At 30.4% G+C, this 19,021-nt stretch carries 28 protein-coding genes; 11 read left to right on the top strand and 17 right to left on the bottom strand.

Annotated elements, in window-relative coordinates:
• The first annotated feature begins 109 nt into the window (after positions 1–109).
• The 3 genes from AC8GER_RS00515 to AC8GER_RS00505 all read left to right on the top strand — a co-directional run bounded on the left by AC8GER_RS00515 (position 110) and on the right by AC8GER_RS00505 (position 1,776).
• Positions 110–466, top strand: coding sequence for a thiol-disulfide oxidoreductase DCC family protein (locus AC8GER_RS00515; RefSeq protein WP_506598032.1), 357 nt, complete (start codon positions 110–112; stop codon positions 464–466).
• 5 nt (positions 467–471) lie between these two features.
• Positions 472–1,041: a peroxiredoxin gene (locus AC8GER_RS00510; RefSeq protein WP_506598031.1), complete on the top strand. Its 570-nt coding sequence runs from the start codon at positions 472–474 to the stop codon at positions 1,039–1,041.
• A 135-nt stretch (positions 1,042–1,176) separates the two neighbouring features.
• The gene (locus AC8GER_RS00505) at positions 1,177–1,776 is read left to right on the top strand and encodes a CBS domain-containing protein (protein WP_506598030.1); all 600 of its coding nucleotides are present in this window, start codon (positions 1,177–1,179) and stop codon (positions 1,774–1,776) included.
• A 3-nt stretch (positions 1,777–1,779) separates the two neighbouring features.
• Here the strand turns inward: AC8GER_RS00505 and AC8GER_RS00500 are convergent, their stop codons facing one another.
• From AC8GER_RS00500 to AC8GER_RS00485, 4 genes are read right to left on the bottom strand one after another with little or no spacing between them, the layout of a single operon-like run.
• Positions 1,780–2,781, bottom strand: coding sequence for an asparaginase (locus AC8GER_RS00500; RefSeq protein ID WP_506598029.1), 1,002 nt, complete (start codon positions 2,779–2,781; stop codon positions 1,780–1,782).
• Between the two features lie 20 nt (positions 2,782–2,801).
• Entirely contained in the window at positions 2,802–3,008 is a 207-nt protein-coding gene (locus tag AC8GER_RS00495) for a PspC domain-containing protein (protein ID WP_506598028.1), read from the bottom strand.
• Between the two features lie 43 nt (positions 3,009–3,051).
• Positions 3,052–3,975, bottom strand: a complete 924-nt coding sequence (locus AC8GER_RS00490; protein ID WP_506598027.1) for an ATP-grasp domain-containing protein — start codon at positions 3,973–3,975, stop codon at positions 3,052–3,054.
• Positions 3,976–4,015: 40 nt separating this feature from the next.
• A complete protein-coding gene (locus AC8GER_RS00485; RefSeq protein ID WP_506598026.1) occupies positions 4,016–4,393 on the bottom strand; it encodes a thioredoxin family protein in 378 nt (125 codons plus the stop codon).
• Positions 4,394–4,607: 214 nt separating this feature from the next.
• Here AC8GER_RS00485 and pyk point away from each other — a divergent pair, with 214 nt between their 5' ends.
• The 4 genes from pyk (at position 4,608) to AC8GER_RS00465 (ending at position 6,938) form a co-directional block, all read left to right on the top strand.
• The gene (gene pyk, locus AC8GER_RS00480; protein ID WP_506598025.1) at positions 4,608–6,020 is read left to right on the top strand and encodes a pyruvate kinase; all 1,413 of its coding nucleotides are present in this window, start codon (positions 4,608–4,610) and stop codon (positions 6,018–6,020) included.
• Positions 6,020–6,217, top strand: coding sequence for a DUF2905 domain-containing protein (locus tag AC8GER_RS00475; protein ID WP_017943870.1), 198 nt, complete (start codon positions 6,020–6,022; stop codon positions 6,215–6,217). The genes pyk and AC8GER_RS00475 overlap by 1 nt, the downstream gene beginning before the upstream one ends.
• Before the next feature lie 17 nt (positions 6,218–6,234).
• Entirely contained in the window at positions 6,235–6,576 is a 342-nt protein-coding gene (gene copM, locus AC8GER_RS00470; protein ID WP_506598024.1) for a CopM family metallochaperone, read from the top strand.
• Positions 6,577–6,692: 116 nt separating this feature from the next.
• A complete protein-coding gene (locus AC8GER_RS00465) occupies positions 6,693–6,938 on the top strand; it encodes a hypothetical protein (protein ID WP_506598023.1) in 246 nt (81 codons plus the stop codon).
• Positions 6,939–6,990: 52 nt separating this feature from the next.
• On the opposite strand, the gene AC8GER_RS00460 is transcribed toward AC8GER_RS00465, so the two are convergent.
• Together AC8GER_RS00460 and AC8GER_RS00455 are read right to left on the bottom strand one after the other, a co-directional pair.
• Entirely contained in the window at positions 6,991–7,428 is a 438-nt protein-coding gene (locus AC8GER_RS00460) for a hypothetical protein (protein ID WP_506598022.1), read from the bottom strand.
• A 151-nt stretch (positions 7,429–7,579) separates the two neighbouring features.
• A complete protein-coding gene (locus AC8GER_RS00455; protein WP_506598021.1) occupies positions 7,580–8,806 on the bottom strand; it encodes a cation:proton antiporter in 1,227 nt (408 codons plus the stop codon).
• Positions 8,807–8,937: 131 nt separating this feature from the next.
• On the opposite strand from AC8GER_RS00455, the gene AC8GER_RS00450 reads away from it, so the two are divergent.
• On the top strand, positions 8,938–9,681 hold the full coding sequence (locus tag AC8GER_RS00450) for a serine hydrolase family protein (protein ID WP_506598020.1): 744 nt from the start codon (positions 8,938–8,940) through the stop codon (positions 9,679–9,681).
• Here the strand turns inward: AC8GER_RS00450 and AC8GER_RS00445 are convergent.
• Together AC8GER_RS00445 and AC8GER_RS00440 are read right to left on the bottom strand one after the other, a co-directional pair.
• The gene (locus AC8GER_RS00445) at positions 9,678–10,064 is read right to left on the bottom strand and encodes a hypothetical protein (protein ID WP_026371185.1); all 387 of its coding nucleotides are present in this window, start codon (positions 10,062–10,064) and stop codon (positions 9,678–9,680) included. The genes AC8GER_RS00450 and AC8GER_RS00445 overlap by 4 nt on opposite strands.
• The gene (locus AC8GER_RS00440) at positions 10,064–10,438 is read right to left on the bottom strand and encodes a Fur family transcriptional regulator (RefSeq protein WP_506598019.1); all 375 of its coding nucleotides are present in this window, start codon (positions 10,436–10,438) and stop codon (positions 10,064–10,066) included. Before AC8GER_RS00440 ends, AC8GER_RS00445 begins: the two co-directional genes overlap by 1 nt.
• A 97-nt stretch (positions 10,439–10,535) precedes the next feature.
• Between AC8GER_RS00440 and AC8GER_RS00435 the strand changes: the two genes are divergently transcribed.
• On the top strand, positions 10,536–11,021 hold the full coding sequence (locus tag AC8GER_RS00435) for an arsenate reductase ArsC (protein WP_506598018.1): 486 nt from the start codon (positions 10,536–10,538) through the stop codon (positions 11,019–11,021).
• On the top strand, positions 11,014–11,664 hold the full coding sequence (locus tag AC8GER_RS00430) for an aquaporin (protein WP_506598017.1): 651 nt from the start codon (positions 11,014–11,016) through the stop codon (positions 11,662–11,664). Before AC8GER_RS00435 ends, AC8GER_RS00430 begins: the two co-directional genes overlap by 8 nt.
• 169 nt (positions 11,665–11,833) lie before the next feature.
• Here the strand turns inward: AC8GER_RS00430 and AC8GER_RS00425 are convergent, their stop codons facing one another.
• The 6 genes from AC8GER_RS00425 to AC8GER_RS00400 all read right to left on the bottom strand — a co-directional run bounded on the left by AC8GER_RS00425 (position 11,834) and on the right by AC8GER_RS00400 (position 15,430).
• On the bottom strand, positions 11,834–12,028 hold the full coding sequence (locus AC8GER_RS00425; RefSeq protein WP_029016248.1) for a hypothetical protein: 195 nt from the start codon (positions 12,026–12,028) through the stop codon (positions 11,834–11,836).
• Between the two features lie 177 nt (positions 12,029–12,205).
• Positions 12,206–12,793, bottom strand: a complete 588-nt coding sequence (locus tag AC8GER_RS00420) for an SOUL family heme-binding protein (RefSeq protein WP_506598016.1) — start codon at positions 12,791–12,793, stop codon at positions 12,206–12,208.
• The gene (locus tag AC8GER_RS00415) at positions 12,771–13,376 is read right to left on the bottom strand and encodes a YjbE family putative metal transport protein (RefSeq protein ID WP_506598015.1); all 606 of its coding nucleotides are present in this window, start codon (positions 13,374–13,376) and stop codon (positions 12,771–12,773) included. Before AC8GER_RS00415 ends, AC8GER_RS00420 begins: the two co-directional genes overlap by 23 nt.
• Positions 13,377–13,385: 9 nt before the next feature.
• The gene (locus AC8GER_RS00410) at positions 13,386–13,985 is read right to left on the bottom strand and encodes a YjbE family putative metal transport protein (RefSeq protein ID WP_506598014.1); all 600 of its coding nucleotides are present in this window, start codon (positions 13,983–13,985) and stop codon (positions 13,386–13,388) included.
• A 30-nt stretch (positions 13,986–14,015) separates the two neighbouring features.
• Entirely contained in the window at positions 14,016–14,708 is a 693-nt protein-coding gene (locus tag AC8GER_RS00405; RefSeq protein ID WP_506598013.1) for a formylglycine-generating enzyme family protein, read from the bottom strand.
• On the bottom strand, positions 14,708–15,430 hold the full coding sequence (locus tag AC8GER_RS00400) for an SDR family NAD(P)-dependent oxidoreductase (protein WP_506598012.1): 723 nt from the start codon (positions 15,428–15,430) through the stop codon (positions 14,708–14,710). Before AC8GER_RS00400 ends, AC8GER_RS00405 begins: the two co-directional genes overlap by 1 nt.
• Positions 15,431–15,480: 50 nt before the next feature.
• Between AC8GER_RS00400 and AC8GER_RS00395 the strand changes: the two genes are divergently transcribed.
• On the top strand, positions 15,481–15,828 hold the full coding sequence (locus tag AC8GER_RS00395) for a hypothetical protein (protein WP_506598011.1): 348 nt from the start codon (positions 15,481–15,483) through the stop codon (positions 15,826–15,828).
• An 11-nt stretch (positions 15,829–15,839) separates the two neighbouring features.
• Here the strand turns inward: AC8GER_RS00395 and AC8GER_RS00390 are convergent, their stop codons facing one another.
• From AC8GER_RS00390 to AC8GER_RS00380, 3 genes are read right to left on the bottom strand one after another with little or no spacing between them, the layout of a single operon-like run.
• Positions 15,840–17,339: a cryptochrome/photolyase family protein gene (locus AC8GER_RS00390; RefSeq protein WP_506598010.1), complete on the bottom strand. Its 1,500-nt coding sequence runs from the start codon at positions 17,337–17,339 to the stop codon at positions 15,840–15,842.
• 12 nt (positions 17,340–17,351) lie between these two features.
• Entirely contained in the window at positions 17,352–18,629 is a 1,278-nt protein-coding gene (locus tag AC8GER_RS00385) for a Y-family DNA polymerase (protein ID WP_506598009.1), read from the bottom strand.
• Positions 18,616–18,993 (bottom strand): LexA family protein, encoded by a 378-nt coding sequence (locus AC8GER_RS00380; protein ID WP_506598008.1) that lies wholly within the window; start codon positions 18,991–18,993, stop codon positions 18,616–18,618. The genes AC8GER_RS00385 and AC8GER_RS00380 overlap by 14 nt, the downstream gene beginning before the upstream one ends.
• Positions 18,994–19,021: the final 28 nt, after the last annotated feature.

Here is a 19,021-nt window from a genome sequence, read left to right as displayed (position 1 = left end):
GAGGATGATTCTTATCAAATTAAAGTTAGAAAGTTAAGTAAACAATATGTTTATTTCTACTTTAGGTTTAGTCCGTTTGATATAAAATGACGCAGATAAAATCCTCTTTATGCAGATTATTAAAATTTATTACAACCAATCTTGCTCCATTTGTAACTGCGAAATTAATTATTATAAAAAAAAAATTAAAAACCCCCTTTTTGAGTGGGTGGATATCAATGACAACATTAAAGCTTATATTGAAACTAAAAAAACTAAAGACCAGTTAATGAGACGAATGCATGCTTCAGTGCATGGTCATTTAATTGTGGGTGCAAAAGCTTTTCTTATTATTTGGGAGGAAATAAAATATTTAAGAATTTTAGCAAAAATATTAAAAAATCCAATTGTGTACCCAATTTTCTTTATTGCTTATGAAATTGTGGCGCTACCCTTATATTTAAAGAGTAAATATTTAAATCGGTAAAACGCTTGAACCAAAAAAGTTTAACAAATATCGATTGGTCTAAAATTCCAGCACCAAAGGGAGAGGAAAACTTAAATCATTTAAATAATTATATTATTAAACCAATCAAACTTAAATCCACTGCTGATACATTAGTGGATTTATCTGAAATAAAGGGTTTAACAATTATTTATATTTATCCAATGACCGGTCAACCTGATAAACCCCTACCTGACAATTGGGACAACATACCAGGTGCGAGAGGATGCACGCCTCAATCATGTTCTTTTAGAGATAATTTTAATGCACTTAAAAAGTTAAACATTAATAATATTTTTGGGCTATCGTCACAAACGAGTGAGTATCAAAAAGAAATGGCGAAAAGGTTAAATCTGCCTTATGAAGTTTTATCTGATGAAAAGCTTAAATTTGCTAATCAATTAAAATTACCTATTTTTCAAGTAAAAGATTTAAAATTATTAAAAAGAATTACTTTGATATTAAGTGATAATAAAATCTTAAAATATTTTTATCCAATTTTTCCACCCGATGAAAATGTTAATGAAGTAATTAAATTTTTAGCTAATAAATATTAGCTGCTAACAATTATTGTTTCATCTAATATATTTTCCACCAAGACGTGTTTCCAGTTTTTAAAGTCACTAATTTATTGGTCATTTTGCGTTAATAAATCTTTAACATTAATCTAATATTATTATAAAATAATAATTATGAAAATTGCATCTTTACGAGATCTTAAAAGTTTTAAAGAAAATTTTGCATTTGGAACCGAAACACCCATTAGTGAAATAGCTTTAGCATTAAAGGATAAAAAAATTGGCGCCGTTCCGATTGTTGATGAAGATAATAAATTATTAGGAATCGTCTCTGAGCGAGATATCGTTTCAAAACTAGTCGTTGAGGCAAAGGATGCAGATTTAACAACTGCTAAAGAGATTATGACTAGTAAAATTATTACTGCAAAATTAAACGATGATATTAATTACACCATAGACGTAATGAAAAATAATAATATTCGTCATATGCCTGTGTTAGATGCGAATAATCGCTTAACGGATTTCTTCTCTATTCGAGATTTTCTAAAAGCTGAAATGCAAGATAATGTAGAAATTAAACAAAAGCATAAAAATGTTGTGCGTTATCAAATTATGGTGTCTGTTTTATTAATTGGAACAACTGCTGCTGGAGTTTTTTTTGATTTTTTTGAGAAAAAGAATTTAGTAGTTATCTTTTCTGCACTTTTTTTAATTATTGGAATTTCAGCAGTGATGACTATTCGTAGTAATAAACGCTATAACCGCGAAGATTAATAATTAGTTACCCAACCAATACATTTTTCCACTCTTTGTACCTGCAGAATTTAAAATTGGCTGACTGACTAATTTTTTAACCTCATCATTATCTAAAAATTTTAGCTCTTTTAGCAATCCTGCAATTGCAACTTCCGCCGCTTTCATATTGCCATCTTTAATTTTAACAACAATCGATACTTTTTCTTCAGGAATAATTGCAGAAAATACTCCATCGGCACCATTTTTAACTAAAATTTTTTTATCACTGCTCTTTGTTAAAATAGAATTAACACTTTCAGAGCCACCAAATAATATAGGATATTTAACGCAGCAATCAAAAATCTTTTTAACTGCTTTTTGTTCAATCCCTTCTAATTTAGAAGGATCTGCAAATTTAGTTAGTGCGTAAGCAAATCGCTCTAGAGGTAAACTTGGCGCAGGCAATCCACAACCATCAATGCCAAGATGATTAATTTTTGTCTCGGATAACTTTTCTAAATTTTCAATAAATAGCTTTTGTACGGGATGTTTTGGATCTTGGTATTTTAAAGTTTTAAATTTTTTATGAACGCAAATAGATAATTGTCCGCAGTGTTTGCCAGAACAATTATGATAAATTCTAGATTTTCGACCTTCATGTCTTAAAATATAATCTTTTCTTTTTGGACCTAGTGGCCAAGCTGTCCCTAAAGTTAAATCTTCCTCATCTAATTTTAATTCAGTTAGCCAAGACTTAACCATATCAATATGAACAGGTTCTGCGTGATGAGAAGATGTGGCTAATGCTATTTGTTCATCTTTAAGTTTTAAAGCTTTATCAGCGCCTGAGGTAATGATGCCAAAAGCTTGAATGGGTTTTAATGCAGATCTTGGAAATATCTCAGTTTGTGTATCACCCCACTTTTTAATAATTCGATAATCAGAATCTATAGCTATAGCTACTCCTTGATGAATATTTTCAACAACATCCCCTCTCGTTACTGCAACCAAATCAACAAACGGATTAATTTTTTCTTCACTCATAATTTAAATTTAAAAAAAACTTAACGATTAAAGGTAGGACGAGGTTTAAATACCATCCAGCAGATAATATAGGCAAGAATCGTAATTCCATAAAATAAAGCGCCAACGATAAATGCAAAACGAAGCCCCCATTTGCTAAAACCTAGCTTATGAGCAAGACCTGAACAAACACCAGCTAAGAACTTGTCATCGCTGCTTCGGTACATATTATTATCATTATCAGCCATAATTTATTTTATATAAATTATTTACAAATTTTCAAATCTAAAATTATAATTTTGCAAGTTCTGCTTTTATAAACTCAGCTATTTTGAGCATTCCAGATAATCCTGCTTTCTTTTCAGCAATAGAATTGTAATTGGTATTGGTATTTACATCGTAAGTGAACATCGTGCCATTTTTATCAAGCATATATTCAATCCCTGCAACCTCAACACTATTAGCTTTTAAAAATTTTTCATAATTTTCAATGAGAGGATTTTGATAATTTTTTACAATCATAAATTTATTGCCATCAGGATTAGTTGGGCAAAATTGCTCTTCAATATTGCAGGCATCGGCTGGACATAATTCAAAGCTATCACTTGCATCCACTTGAACTGCATAAAAGAATTTAGAATTAATAAACTCAATACGAGTGACCACTTTTGGATCGGCTTCAATAAATTCTTGTAAAATAGTAATACCATCAATGGAATCTTCAAACTGATTTCCAGTTATATACTTTTCTAATTCAGCTTTATTTTGAAATAGTTTAACTCCAAGGCCTCGTCCAGCGCGATTATGTTTAGTTATGAAAGGTTTAGTAAAATGATCTGCCGCAGATAAAATGCTTTCTTTTCCTGAACAGAAAATAGATTTTGGGGTTTTAATATTATGTTCATTTAATTTTTTATACTGAAGAGATTTACTAATTTCTAAAGCTAAAGCATTTTCACCATTGATAATTCTTCTATTATGAGCTGATAACCAATTTAAAATCACCGCTGTATATTCAGGAGCAAATCGATGCCCTCTTGAATGGGAAGAAGCGCTCATACGATTATAAAAAACTCCAACAGGTGGAATAGATGCAGTATTTAAATTAACTTTTGCCATGTGCCAATCTTCAAAGGGCACTGATAGTTTTTGCAATTGTTCTTTGAGTGGTAAAGTCCACTCATCATTTTCATGAATGATGTAAGCTTTCATCAATTAATTTTAAAATGTTATTAGTATTTTAATTTAAAGTTTATTAAGAACCTTTTTTTAACAATTCCTTAATTGAACTTTCTTTTGTATCGCCCAAAGATCGACCCTGTTCTTTGCCTTGCTTAAATACAATAATAGCACTTTGTCTTGAAACTTTTAAAGTTTTTAGAAGATCTTTGCTGGTATCAAAATCTACATTATAAAAAGTAAAATTCTTAAACTCTGTTGTTTTCATCAAAGAATTTAAAATAGGATCTTGTGTTGCACAAGTTGAGCACCATTTAGCATGAACGTGCAGCACTACTGGTTTTCCATCTTTAATTAATTTATCAAATTCTGTTTGTGAATAAGGTTTGCCGGCTGCAAATAATACTGATTGGAATAGAAATAAACTAAAGATTATCTTTATAAAAGTTTTCATTGGAACTAACTTAATTTAGTTTCTTTTAAAATCAAAGAGTTTTAAAACCGACCTCGTGGAAAATTCCAAATAATAATAAACAAAACCACTAGTAACAGTACGAGCTGGATAAGCTCTGGCTGAGTTAAATTCATAGTAAATACCTGCTAACAAAACTAATATATCATAAACATCTTAGATTTGCCAAAATGGTATTTTATAATGAGTTTAATTGATGGATAAAAAAGCTAAAATTCTAGCAACTTTAGGGCCTGCAATATTTAAGAAAAATATTATTAATAATTTAATCCGATCAGGTGTAGATGGGTTTAGAATTAATTTTAGCCACAACTTAAATGGAATTAACAAAGTTGTAAAAATTATCAGAGACTGCGAAAAAGCAAATACAAAACCCATTGCAATCGTTGCAGATCTGCAAGGGATAAAACTTAGAATTGGTAAAATTTTAGAAAATCAAGTTTCTCTTAAAAGAGGTGATACTTTTAATTTTGATTTAAATAAAAAAATAGGCAGTCAAAGTCGAGTGTATCTTCCCTACCCTGAGATCTTTAAGAAAATAAAGAAGAGTAATAAAATTTTAATTGATGATGGAAAATTTGTATTTAAAATTAAAAAACTTACAAAAAATTCAATTCAAACTGTTTGTCAAAACGATTGTATTATCAAAAACTTTAAAAGCATTCATATTCCAGGACTTGAAGTTGATTTTGATGATCTAACGATAAAAGATAAGAGAGACATTACTATTGCAAAAAAATTAAGCTGTAATTGGATTGCGCTTTCTTATGTAAAGAATTCAAAAATTATTAAACAAACAAGAAAACTTATCCCACAAGATACTGGCATTATTGCAAAGGTTGAAAATAAAAGTGCCATTAAAAATATTAAAGACATTATTAATACTTCAGATGCCATCATGGTCGCGCGAGGCGATCTTGCAGTTGAAATTGGTGCTAATGAAGTGCCGCACGTACAATTAGATATTGTTAAAAAATGTTCTGAACTTGGCAAACCCGTAATCATTGCAACACAAATGCTTGAGAGCATGATTGAAAATAATAAACCAACACGGGCTGAAATTAATGATGTAGGTACTGCTGTATTTCAAGGAGCAGATATTGTGATGTTGTCTGCTGAAACAGCCGTTGGAAAATATCCACTTCAAGCAGTGCAGGCTATGAAGAAAACTATTGTCTCAACTGAAAAATATAAAAAAGAAAATATAACTTTATTTAAAAGTAATACTAAAATTAACAATGAGCCTGTTAAAGCAATCGCCCTTGCAATCAAAGATATTGCTTACAACATTAAAGTTGAAGCTATCATTGGCTTTTCAGTTACAGGAAATACTGCAAAATTAATCTCAGCGATTAGACCTTCTGCAAAAATTATAACAATCTCTCCACACATTAATATCTCAAGGCAGTTGTCATTACTGTGGGGCATTACTTCTATTACCAATAGCGATGCTAAAAACTGGAGACAAATGATGAAAATTTCAAAGGAAATTATTAAATCTAGAAAATTAACGAAGATTGGTGGCTATGCAATCATCACAGCAGGACTTCCCTTTGGCAAATCGAAGATGACCAACATGATCAGGTTATATCAATTAGGTAAAAACTAATGCAAAAGGCACTGATCATCATTGGGATCTTAATATTAATTCTTGGATTATTTTGGCCCCTTGCTAAAGAAATTCCCCTTGGCAGATTGCCAGGTGACATTAGTGTGAAGGGAGAAAAGTACTCTTTTTATTTTCCAATCGTCACTTGTATTGTGATTTCAATTATTGTTTCATTATTCTTTAAATTTTTTAAATAACTCACTATAATCATCTTATGAAAAAAATATTATTAGCTCTTTCGATCGTTCTTCTCTCAACTGTGTTTGCATTATCCTCTATGCATCAAAATGATCATAAAAATCATGGCGATGTTCCATTTAAAAAATCTATGGACAAAATGCACAAAGATATGATGATGAAATCTTCAGGAAATATTGATATCGATTTTTTAAAAGGCATGATCCCACACCATCAAGGTGCAATTGATATGTCTGAGGAATTAATTAAAAAAACAAAAGATCCTGAACTTAAAGCGTTTGCACAAAAAATTATCAAAGATCAAAAAGCTGAAATTAAGCAAATGCAAGATATTTTAAAAAAGAAAAAAAAAAAATAATTTAGCTTAGGATAAAACCTAAAACCGTAAATTTTTATTGAAAATAAAGACTTTTATTCAAAGGACTTTTTTTTAAGTTTATAGTAAATTCGCTCATCAACTTAACAGTTAATAAAATGAAAAAAGTACTAGTACTATTAGTAAGCATGTTTTTAGTAACTTCATCTGCTTATGCAAAAATGTGTCCAAAATTATGGGCGCAGTTTGATGCTGATCTAAAAACTACAAAAGCTTCAGCAGCAGATGTTACAAAAGCTAAAGCATTAAGAGTTGAAGGTGAAAAACTTCATAAAGCTGGAACTCATGATAAGTCTGAAAAAGCTTTAAAAGACGCTTTAAAGTTAATCGGATCTAAAGTTTAATTAATTATTATATTATTTCTAAAGCGGGCAAAAATTTTTGTCCGCTTTAAAATTACAATTTTAAAGGCAAATCTTTATATTCTTCTTTTAAGCGATTTAATTCCTCATCTTCTTTAATTGCTTTTATTCTTAAATACTCGAGTAACTTTTCATTTTCAGGACTAGTTTCAATATTTTCTAGTTTAACTATTTTATTCTTTAAAATATCAATGCCGTTTGTTTTGTTTAAAATAAGTTCCCTTGCATATTTTAAATGAATGCCATCAACAAAATATTCCTCATTATTAATATTAAAAAAATAAATAAGATCTTTTAAACATGCTTTGCATGAAAATTTTTTGATTTGTTTATTAATATCTGTGATCGCTCTGGTTGGAATTAACAATTCTGCTTTTTGAAAAATATTGAAAAACTTTTTAAGACTATAAGATAGATGGAAAATTTTTTGCAAGTTGCTGCAATAAGGACATGTTATTTTGGCTGTTCTCATAAAACAAAAAAAACACCTATAGCCACGACATCAAAAGGGATCAAAATCTGATTGTGAAACTATAGGTTTTGTAAATTAAGTGTTATGCGTAATTAGCATACCCCCCCCCACAATCAAATATAATTTTAAATTATTTTATTTTTATCAACAATTAGTAATAATATTTTCTTTTTCTCTCAAACCATTCCAAAATAGGTTTGCTAAATTTAAATAAAGTTGGATTGAGAGCGATACTAATAAAAGCTCCAACCAATATTAAGTTATAAGCATTTCTTGAGATAATTTTTAACTCAAGACCCATGCTGGCAAGGATGAATGAAAACTCGCCAATTTGCGCAAGTCCACAACCAATGACTAAGGCAGTTTTAAATGGGTATTTAAAAATTAAACAAAGTACAGTGGTTGCAATTAATTTTGCAACGATAACAATGAGTGCAATAATTAATACTTTGTAAGGATACATGATTATAGTTATGGGATTAAACAACATTCCAATGCTGACAAAAAACAATATAGAAAATATATCTCTTAGTGGCAGGGAATCTAGTTCAGCACGTTTTGAAAATTCAGTTTCTTTTAAAATAGTTCCTGCAAAAAATGCACCTAGCGCCATTGATACTTCAAAGAATTTTGCTGAAAAAAAAGAAATTGTCACCGCCGCACTCACAATGGCTAACGTAAATAACTCACGAGAATTAGTTTTAACGATAGCTTTTAAAATTTTAGGTAAAATTTTTCTACCAACAACTAGCATCAAAATTATAAATAAGACTATTTTAAAAACGGTAATCATTGCTGGGGCAAAACTTTGATATAAAGTTTGCTCGGCCTGATTAATCTGTGGGTTTAGGAATACTTGAGAAAAAACTGGTAAAAATACTAATACTAAAATCATTATAATATCCTCAACCACCAAGCGACCAATTGAAAATTTACCTATATCGGTTTCAATTAAATCTCTTTTTTCTAAAGCCCTCACTAAAACGACGGTTGAGGAAACAGATAAACAAAGTCCTAAAATAATCCCACCCATTAATGAATAACCCCAATACTCAATACTGATGAATGCACTAATCAATGTGATGATGAAAATATTTATAATTGCAGTTGGGATTGCAATTCTTTTTAGTCGATCTAAATCGTGCAAACTAAAGTGTAAGCCCACACCAAACATTAATAATACAACACCAATTTCAGCGAGTTGATTTGCAAGTTGTTGATCTCCGATATACCCTGGTGTGAAAGGACCAATCACAACGCCAGCAAATAAATATCCAACTAAGGTTGGAATTTTAAAATAATTGGCAAGATATCCAAAAATTAACGCAAGTCCAAAACCAGTTGCAAGCAGCGCTATTAAATTTGTGCTATGGGCCATTTATTTAAAATTAACTAAAAAATATTTATTTTAGAATTTATAACATAAATTTTTAATATTATTGAGCATTTACGGTGCTTTTTCTAATTTTAAGTTTTTTTAATTATGAATTCATATAATTAGGGCAGAACATGTTTAAAATAATTTCTATCCTTACTGCAGTTCTGTTGTTGCTTACATCCTCGGTTGACGCACATAAAACTAATACTGCAAAGAAAAAAAGAGTTCCTATAAGTGCAAAGAGTTGGGTGATTGCAGATGTTAATGGAAAAATTATAAAAGGAGCCAACACTAACGATCTTCGCAGCATTGCAAGTATTACAAAATTAATGACCGCTATGGTTGTGCTGGATGCTAATCAAAATTTAGATGAGAAAATTAATGATATTTCAAGACGGCAACATTTAAGATTAGCGCTTATTAGATCTAATAATGACTCCTCAGATTTGCTATGCGAGCATTACCCAGGCGGTTATCAAGCTTGTGTGAATGCTATGAATGCAAAGGCAAGATCTTTAAAAATGAGAGACACTTCATTTGTTGATGCCTCCGGACTTGATGATGATAACGTTTCAACATCAAGCAGTTTAATTAAACTTGTTCTTGCAGCACAACAATATCCTCTTATTGTAAAATCATCACAGACGCCAAAAATGCGAATTAAATTAGATGAGGGTTATTATTCATATAAAAATACAAATCCATTAGTTAGTAAAAAATTTATAGTAAGCAAAACAGGTTACATTAGAGCTGCAGGTGGTTGCATTGCTTTATTAATGGATACTAATAAAGGTAAAAGAGTTGTGATTATATTAGGTAGTAAAAATACCCACACCCGAATCCCAGAGGTTAGACATTTAGTTAGAAATTATTAGTCTTTTGACTGATGATGATGATCTAAGTCTTTTTTAACATCATCATGATCTCCAACCACAATGTGATGTTTGGATTTAACAACATACTTTTCAAGGAAAGGTATAAGTACAAGCGGAGTTAAGCCGCCAAGAAAAATTCCAAGAGTTGCGGGACGAATATCTGGATCAACTAAAGATGCAATTAAATCTGCGATAACATGTGCAAAAATTGCACCAAAAATTCCAGCAATATAACCATTGGATGCTATTTTCAGAAGACGATTAATGCTCCAACCCGTGTAATAACCAATAACAATTAAGCCTGCGTGAATTACACCAAATACGTATCCTCGAAGTAAAATTTTGTCCTGTAGAAAAGTAATGTTCTCTAATAAATGTTCCATTAATTACATCCTTTACAAGTTGATGAAACTTCCATTTGAAAATTCTGAAATTGAAACTGTGCTTTTGTCTTAAGATTAGCTAATAATTTTGAAAAAGTATTAACCTCTAATTCTTCTGTTTTTCCACAATCTTTGCAAATAACTAATACTGGATTATGGACATGCTCGTGATCATTTTCGTTGCACAATAAAAAGCTTTTGTTTTGATTGGATTTGTGAATTTTGCCTTGAGTTTGTAAATTTTTAAGTGATCTATAAACGGACATAGGTTGGATCTTTTTAACCTTTTGAACTTTGCTTAAAATTTCATATGCCGTTAATGACTTTGTATTCGTTTTGATTATATTCAGGATTAAATCATCATTATGTTTCATTGTTATGTTATAACATAACAAAATAGACCAAGTCTAGTACAATTTTAATTAATTTATGTAATATATGTGTAATAATTTTTTGATAATTATTGATTAAATGATTAACGTTTTATTTCTTTGTACTCATAATTCTGCAAGATCCGTTGTTGCAGAAGTATTATTAAACACATTAGCTAAGGGAAAATTTACAGGTTTTAGCGCCGGTTCTTCTCCTAAAACAGATGTTAATCCCATCGCAAGAGAGATTGCTGAAGAGATGCGCTATGACACTAAAAAACTTTACTCTAAAAGTTGGGATGAATTTGCAAAACCAAATGCTCCGAAGATGCATATAGTTATTACTGTTTGCGACAGTGCTGCAAATGAAATGTGTCCTATTTGGCCAGGTCATCCCTTACAAGTTCATTGGGGATTTAAAGATCCATCAGCTGCAGGGGGTGATAAAGTTGAAAAACGTAAAGCATTTGATGAATTAATTAAAACTTTAAAACCTAAAATTGAAAAACTTATAAGACTACCTGTTGCAACAATGGACACTATTAATTTAAAATTTAAACTTAGAGAAATTTATAACAATGAATAAAAATAAATATTTTGCTGAATTTATTGGAACCGCCTTATTACTAGCAGTAATTACTGGCTCTGGATTTATGGGTAGTGTACTTGCAAAGAACAATAGTGCGGTTGCTTTGCTTGCCAACAGTATTGCAACGGGTGCTGCTCTTTATGTTTTAATTTCTTCATTAATGCCAATTTCAGGAGCTCACTTTAATCCGGTTGTGAGTTTAGTGGACTGGGCTAATAAAAAATTAAAAACAAGTGAACTGATTAAATATTTTATCTGCCAATTTTTAGGTGCAATTTTTGGAGTAATGCTTTGTCATTTAATGTTTGCTCTACCCATATTACATGAATCTACAAATCCAAGATCTGGAATTAATTATTATTTTAGTGAATTTATCTCAACTTTGGTTTTATTAAGTGTAATTTATTTTGGGATTAAGAATGATAAAAAACAAATTCCAATGTTAGTCGCATTAACTGTTACAGCAGGTTACTGGTTTACTTCTTCAACTTTTTTTGCAAATCCAGCAGTTACTATTGCTAGAAGCTTAACGGATACTTTTGTTGGGATTCAAAGTGCTGATGTAATTCCTTTTATTATCGCACAATTTATTGCTGCTTTTATTTTTATAGTAATTACAAAATCTAAATCGAAAAAATAATCTTAAAATTGTAATTAACTAAATAATTTCTTTAGTTAAAACTAACTGAACCATTTATTGAATATTTTTGGTTTAGGTATGCCTATAGCATAGTCAGAAAAAAGGGATCTTTTGTGATGTTGTGCTATAGGATTTTGATTTACCTAGCTTTCGCTAGGCAAACAAAACTTTAAATTTCGGACTTTACTCTTTGGATATGACCAACAACTTTTCCGGCGTTGACACCGTTTTTAATTCTGTAACCTGTTGTGCCGTTTCCGTAGGTATCAACTGATTTCATGTTGCGGTTTAAATTATCTATATTCTTTTCCTTTTGCTTGTTTTCAAAATTTTTAGCTATTAAGCCTTTTGATCCTTCTAGCATTTTAACTCCTTATTTAATGTTAACTTATCTAATTTGCGAATCGTGCATATCAGATATGCACTTTTCACATAGATATGCATATAAGTCAATCCTTCAATTTAACTAAATTATTAAGCTTTATTTGATTGTTTTATTAGTTGTATCTTAGATCGTCTTTAGTTCTACGGTGAAATATTTTTAGTTTACCAGTTTAAATAGAACTTCATTTCTTTTTAAAAACCAAAGTGTCCAAGGTGCGTTGTAGCCTGCGTAAATTGCTGGCTCTTCAATCTTTAATCCTTTTTCTTTTATATAACTTCTAATCTTTGCTTCATTCTCTTTAATATTAGCGTCACTAAATAAACCTGAAAAAGTGATGACGATCACTTTAAGATTTGCGTTGTTTATAATTTTTACACTTTGATTATCGGGTTGTGGCACGTTTTGTAGATTAAATTTTTTAGGAACTACAAATGAAACATTCCATTTATTATTTCCTGTGCTTTTTTGCATCACTGGTACTGTCATGGAGATACTTTCTTTGTTTTTATTTTCGCCGCTTATATATTTAAATAAAATTCTAAAACCTTTACCAATTGCATCATCACGCTCACCTTCGGTTTCAACCGTTGCAGTTAGAAAATTAGTGTATTGACGAATTTCGAATTCATTATCTTTTTTTATAACGGTATAATCAGGTTGTTCATTTGCCATAATATTTGTATTTAAAATTAATAGAACAACTAGTGCTCTACTAATTTGTTTAAAAAAATAATTTAAAATCATCTCTAATTAAATCAACAGCTACCCAAAGAATAGATAAAATTCCAAGCCAACCCACCCATTTATGCTCTTGTAAATATTTTGATATCGCATTAGCAAGAGTGATCATCATGATAACGGAAAGCGTAAGACCAAAAATAAGTAAGGTATAATTAGACTTTGCAGCACCCGCGACTGCGATGACATTATCAAAGCTAATAGTCATATCTGCAACTACAATAGTAAAAATAGCTCTCCAGTAATTTTTTTTATCATTTTCTTTAATTAGCTGAGATTTTTTTATTTTTGCTTGCTGTTCAGGATTATCTTTTAAAATATCCCCATAAAGTTTGTAAGCAATATAAAATAATAAAATTGCGCCAAAAGTTCTCACGCCCTTGTATTGGAGAAAATAAGCAACTAAAACTGCAAATAATATTCTAAATAAAACTGCAAGACTGGTTCCAATAATTAAAACTTTTTGTCTAATTTTAGGATCAAATTGTGAGGCAACCAGACCAATAACGATTGCGTTATCTGCTGATAAAATCATATCAATTAATATGATCTTTATCGTCAGTCTTAAATCATCAGCAAAAAATTCCATTGAATAATTTTAAAGCAATAACTGAATGTCGTCCCAAATTAAACCAGCAGCAATCCAAAGGATTGATAGCAGTCCGAGCCATCCTATCCATTTATGTTTCTGAATAATAATAGAAAGATAATTGGCAAGTGTCACCATTAGAATAATAGCTAGTGCAAGACCAAATATTAACATAGCATAATTTGTGCCAGCAGCTCCAGCAACAGCGATCACATTATCTAAACTTAAAGTGATATCTGCAACAATCACCGTCGTTACAGCTTTTCTAAAATTACTTCTTTCGGATTTATCAACTTGATACTTGTTTAGATCTTTTGCTTCTTTTTTTTCCTTTAAAATATCTACGTATAATTTGTACGCCACCCAAAATAGTAAAAGCCCCCCAATAGTTCGAATACCTTCAAACTGCAACAAATACGCAGTCATTGCTGAGAATATTATTCTAAAAACTACGGCAAAGGCTGTGCCGATGATTAAAACTTTTTTTCGGATTGCTGGATCAAATTGCGATGCCGCCATTCCAATGATCAATGCGTTATCAGCTGATAACACTAGATCGATTAAAATAATTTGGAGAGTTATCCGTAATTCTTCTGAAAAAAAATCCATTAATGATGTGCTTATATAAAGTAATTATGGCTATTTTTCAAACGCACAGCGAAAGCCAACATATATGGCATAAAAATCAGCTGCTTTAAATTGTGCTCCACTTTTAGTTGTATTGCTTGAGCTATACCACCAAGAAGAACCTGCGGTTAAAGCAGAGTTATCTTTTCTATCCTTTGTCCACTCCCAAACATTTCCACCCATAGCAACTAAACCATTAATTCCTTTTGGTAACTTTAAAACGTCGTAATGTTTTTTGTAGGCAAGAAGATCTGTTGAATTCATTTTCTCAGCTTTATCTCCACTTGGATAAGTGTAAGTTTTATTTTTCTCAAATACTTTTGAATCTAAAACTTGCGTATAAGCTGCAGTTGACCATTCTGCAAAACTTGGCAGCCTTCCATTTATAAATTTACAATATTGCTCAGCCTCAAAATAACTAACATGAACTGCGGGTTCAGTTAAACTTTCAGGATTTTTTCCATAAGGAGTTTTGTAATTCCAATTTTTTCTCTTCTCCCACCCCACTCCATACTCATAACCAAAGCCTTGTTTTTCAGCTTCAGTTTTAAAATTTTTTTTATTTGAAAAATTCAAAAACTCAGCAATGGTTACTTCGTATTTTTGAATATAAAAATTATTTATTTTAACTTTAGGGTTTTCAAAAGCTTGTGATTTAAAACAAATTAAAAATAAAAATAAAATTATTTTTAAATAAATTGTCATTACGTTTCTAAATTAATTTTTCCACCATCCACATGAATAACTTGTCCTGTAATCCAGCTTGAATTTGGTAGTAATAAAAATTTTGCAGTCTCAGCTAAATCCTCAGGACTACCTACTCTCTTCATTGCATGCTTTAGAGGAATTTGTTCTGCAATTCTCGCATTGTCTAAAATTGGTTTCGCCATTTTTGATTGGGTAATACTAGGTGCTATACAATTCACTCTTATCTTTGGTGCAAATTCTGCAGCTAGTGATGTGGTTAGTCCTTGAATAGCTCCTTTTGCAGATGAGATAACGGAGTGCATATTAAATCCTCGATCCACTGCAACTGTTGAAAATAAAACAATTGAACCATTATTTTCTGCAAGCTGTTTTTGTAATTTTTTTATGAAATGAATGGCTCCTAATACATTGAGATTAAATGTATTTATAAAATCATCGGTTTTTGTAGTTTGAAAAGATTTAAGAACAATTGAACCAACGCAATATGCAAAGCCTAAAATTTTATCATTTGCAATTGAACTTAAACTTTCATTAACACTTTGTTCCTCACTAACATTGCTACAAACCGAATAGGACTGGCCCGTTTCGTTTGCTAATTTTTGCAGCTCTGCTTCATTTCTACCTATTAAATGACAGTCGATATTTTCTTTTTTTAATGATTTTGCAAGTGCAGAACCTGTGTAGCCTGTAGCGCCTACAATAATTATTTTTCCATCCATAAAATCAGTGTATATATAAATGTTATATGTTTAAAGATTTTAGTAATTGGATGCATAACACTGCGACAGTTTTATTTGATGACACTAAAAATGATTTACGGGCTTTACCTAAAACAGTTCGTTTGCAAATATTAATTGTTTTAAGTGCTCTTTGGTCCACCGCTTTCAGTGTTTGGGTGTTTACGGTTCCTATGTTTGTCTATGGATGGTTAGGGATGTTTTTGGGCCATTTACTTGTAATTTTTGTTGCCTATTACACCTTTCAACAATTTAAGGATATCAGAAGATTTAGAACGGATCCTAACTATCACACACCAACGCGGTCTAGACAAAACATTTGGATTAACGGTAAACAAACAAAATTACCAAAAGACGATCCGGGTGGAGAGCACGAATAAATTAAAGTTTTTTAATTCGTATTTTTTTTAATAAAATCATCAGCTGCAGAGTAAATTCTTTTCTTTTTATCTTTATCCATTTTCTCTAAAATTTTAACCATCATCGACAGTCTGTAATTTTTACCAAAGAAAACTTTGTTTTTTTCAATAAACTGCCAATACAATCCATCTAATGTATCGCACCAATCGCCTCGTTTAAAATCACTCATTTTAAGTAAATAACTAGAGGCACAGATGTAGGGTTTAGTTGCAAAAATTCCGCCATCACTAAATAAACCCATGCCATAAACATTAGGTGCCATCACCCAATCCGATGAATCCACATACATTTCCATAAACCAACGATAAACGGACTTAGGTTCGATACCTGAAAGATTCATAATATTTGCAACGACCATCAAACGTTCAATGTGATGGCTCCAGCCATATTGAATGCAGTTTTTAATGGTGTGATCTAAAGGATCAATTCCAGTAGTTCCTTCATACCAACTTTTGGTTAACTTTTTATTATGTTTAAAAAAATTAGTATTTTCTAATTTGCTCTCATAATTTTGATAAATGCCGCGCATAAATTCACGCCAACCAATAATCTGTCGAAGATATCCCTCAAGGCAATTTAGTTTAACTTTATTTGTTTTTGCATAAGCTAAAGTTTCGCTAACAATTTGCTCTGGTGTTAGAAGTCCTAAATTAATTAACGGACTTAACATACTGTGAAATAAAATATGAGATTTGTGTGAGATGGCATCTTCAAAATCTCCAAATAAATTCAATTTATTTTTTAAAAAATCAAAATATAAATTTAAAGTATCTTTTCGAGTGGTTGGAAAATTAAAACTTTCAATTTCTCCTGGATGATCTAGAAAATTTTTCTCTAAGAATTTTTTAATATTCTCAGTATGATTTGTTTTTTTAAAGGTAATATGTTTTGGAACTATAACTTTAGGATCAAGTTTATTTCTATTATCTTCATCAAAACTCCACTTACCCCCAAGCGGTTCATTCTTACTCTTCATTAAAATATTAAATTTAATTCTTTGAATTTTGTAAAAATTAGCCATGAATGGCTTTTTATTATTTTGTAAATATTCTTTAAAATCATCTCTAGTTGATAAAAACATTGGCGATTTTATAAAATGATATTCGATTTTATTTTTTTTGAAAAAATTGATTAATTGAGTTTCAAAAAACTTATCTTCAACTTCAAATAAGCTGACGTATTTTGTTTTAAATTTATTTAAAAAGTTTAAAATTTTATCTTCATAACTTTTCTTAAATAATTCGTGCTTACAATCAAAATAGGTTAGTGAGAAATTAGCTTTTTTTAACTCATCGGCGTATGAGCGCATGGCTGATAAAAATAATAATATCTTCTGACGGTGATGTTTAACGTAACTACATAACTGATAATCTTCAGCCATCATGAAATGATGGTCTTTAAAACTTTTTAAATGAATGGGTGAAAAAAGTTGATTACCGAGGATGATAAAGGCTTTTGCTTTATTGATCATTACAATCAATAATTAATGTGCCCTAACCTTTGGGGCAAGTTTTATAAATGAAGTGTCTATTTTAGATGAATAACGTCTATTCATTTTTGAGTTATTATTTAATCTTGCTGCTGCAACAGAAATCGCACCTCTGCCAAATTTGCTATTGGTTTGATCAATAACCTTCATCAAATGATCTAAATTTAAATTTTGATCAGAAAATAAGTTTTTTTCATAATGATCTTTAGGTTTTAAATCTGAAAAAATAACTCCTGCTTTGCTATAAAAATAACCCTTAATGTAGATATTTTCTAAAGCTTTTGCGCACACATTAGTCAGTTCTAAAGTGTTATTCGTTGCAATAGGCAAATCTACTTTTTGAACTCGTGATACGTAATCTTTTTTAAATCTGCTAGTTTTAATGAATACATAAACTGATTTTACAATTAATCCCTCTGATCTAATTCGCTCTGCTGCTGTCATACAATGATTAACAATGGCCTCTTTTAAATCATTAAGGTCAACGATGGTTTTTCCAAATGATCTTGAAACGCAGCAATTCTTTCTTGCAACATATTGAAAGTTTAATGGAAAACAACAAATACCATTCAGTTCATGAATAGTTTTTAAAACTACAACACTACTATTTTTTCTAACCCAATAATTATCAACATACTTAAGCTGATGTGCATTATAAAAATTATTATTATTAAAAAACTTAGAAAGTTGTCTGCCAATCCCCCAGACTTCTTGTACAGGAAATGTTTTTAAAATTTCATCCACTTCAGTTTTGTCTTTGGTAATAAACTCCTCAACTCCTAATTTATTTTTCTTTGCAACATGATTTGCAATTTTTGCAAGTGTTTTAGTATTTGCAGCGCCAATTGAAACAGGAATCCCTGTCCACTGTAAAATTACTTTTCTAATATGCAAAATATATTCTTGAACATTGTCCATTTTAATATTTGTTAAATCTAAAAATGCTTCATCAATTGAATAAAATTCAATATCTGGTGAAAAGTTTTTTAATATTTTCATCACTCGTCGTGACATATCACCATACAATTCGTAATTAGATGAAAATACTGAGACTTTATATTTATCAATTAATGGCTTTGCTTTAAAATAAGGCTCCCCCATTTTAATGCCTGCTTGCTTTGCCTCAGTTGATCTTGAGATAATGCACCCATCATTATTAGATAAAACCACAACGGGTTTTCTTTTTAAATCAGGTCTAAATAATCTCTCACAGGAAACATAAAAAGAATTACAATCTACTAAAGCGATAATTCTATTATTAATGGGCTGCATGAATAATGTACGTTACGATCCCCCAAACATTGATGTCTGAGTTTTCATTAATTAAAATTTTCTCTAATTTGTTTTTGATATAAAAATTATTGTTCTCTTTAATAATATTTTTAACAACTAATTCGTTATTAAAATTAATAATTGCAATACAATCATTTTTTAAATTTAAACTTCGATCCACTACTAATAAATCTCCATTTATAATTTTATGATCAGTCATGGAGTTGCCCTGTACTCGAATTAGAAAAGTTGCTGGAGGATTTTTTATCAGCTCGCTGTTTAAATCGATTTCATCTTGAACATAATCTGTAGCTGGTGATGGGAAACCTGCTGATACTTTCTGCAATATTACTGGTATTTTCATAGCAAATATGTTCTTGTTTTGTTCTAGC

This window comes from Fontibacterium abundans (SeqCode) (assembly GCF_965235095.1).
Classification (GTDB): domain Bacteria; phylum Pseudomonadota; class Alphaproteobacteria; order Pelagibacterales; family Pelagibacteraceae; genus Fontibacterium; species Fontibacterium abundans.
Note: the sequence above shows the minus strand (reverse complement) of the source record. Positions and strands in the feature narration are given on the sequence as shown.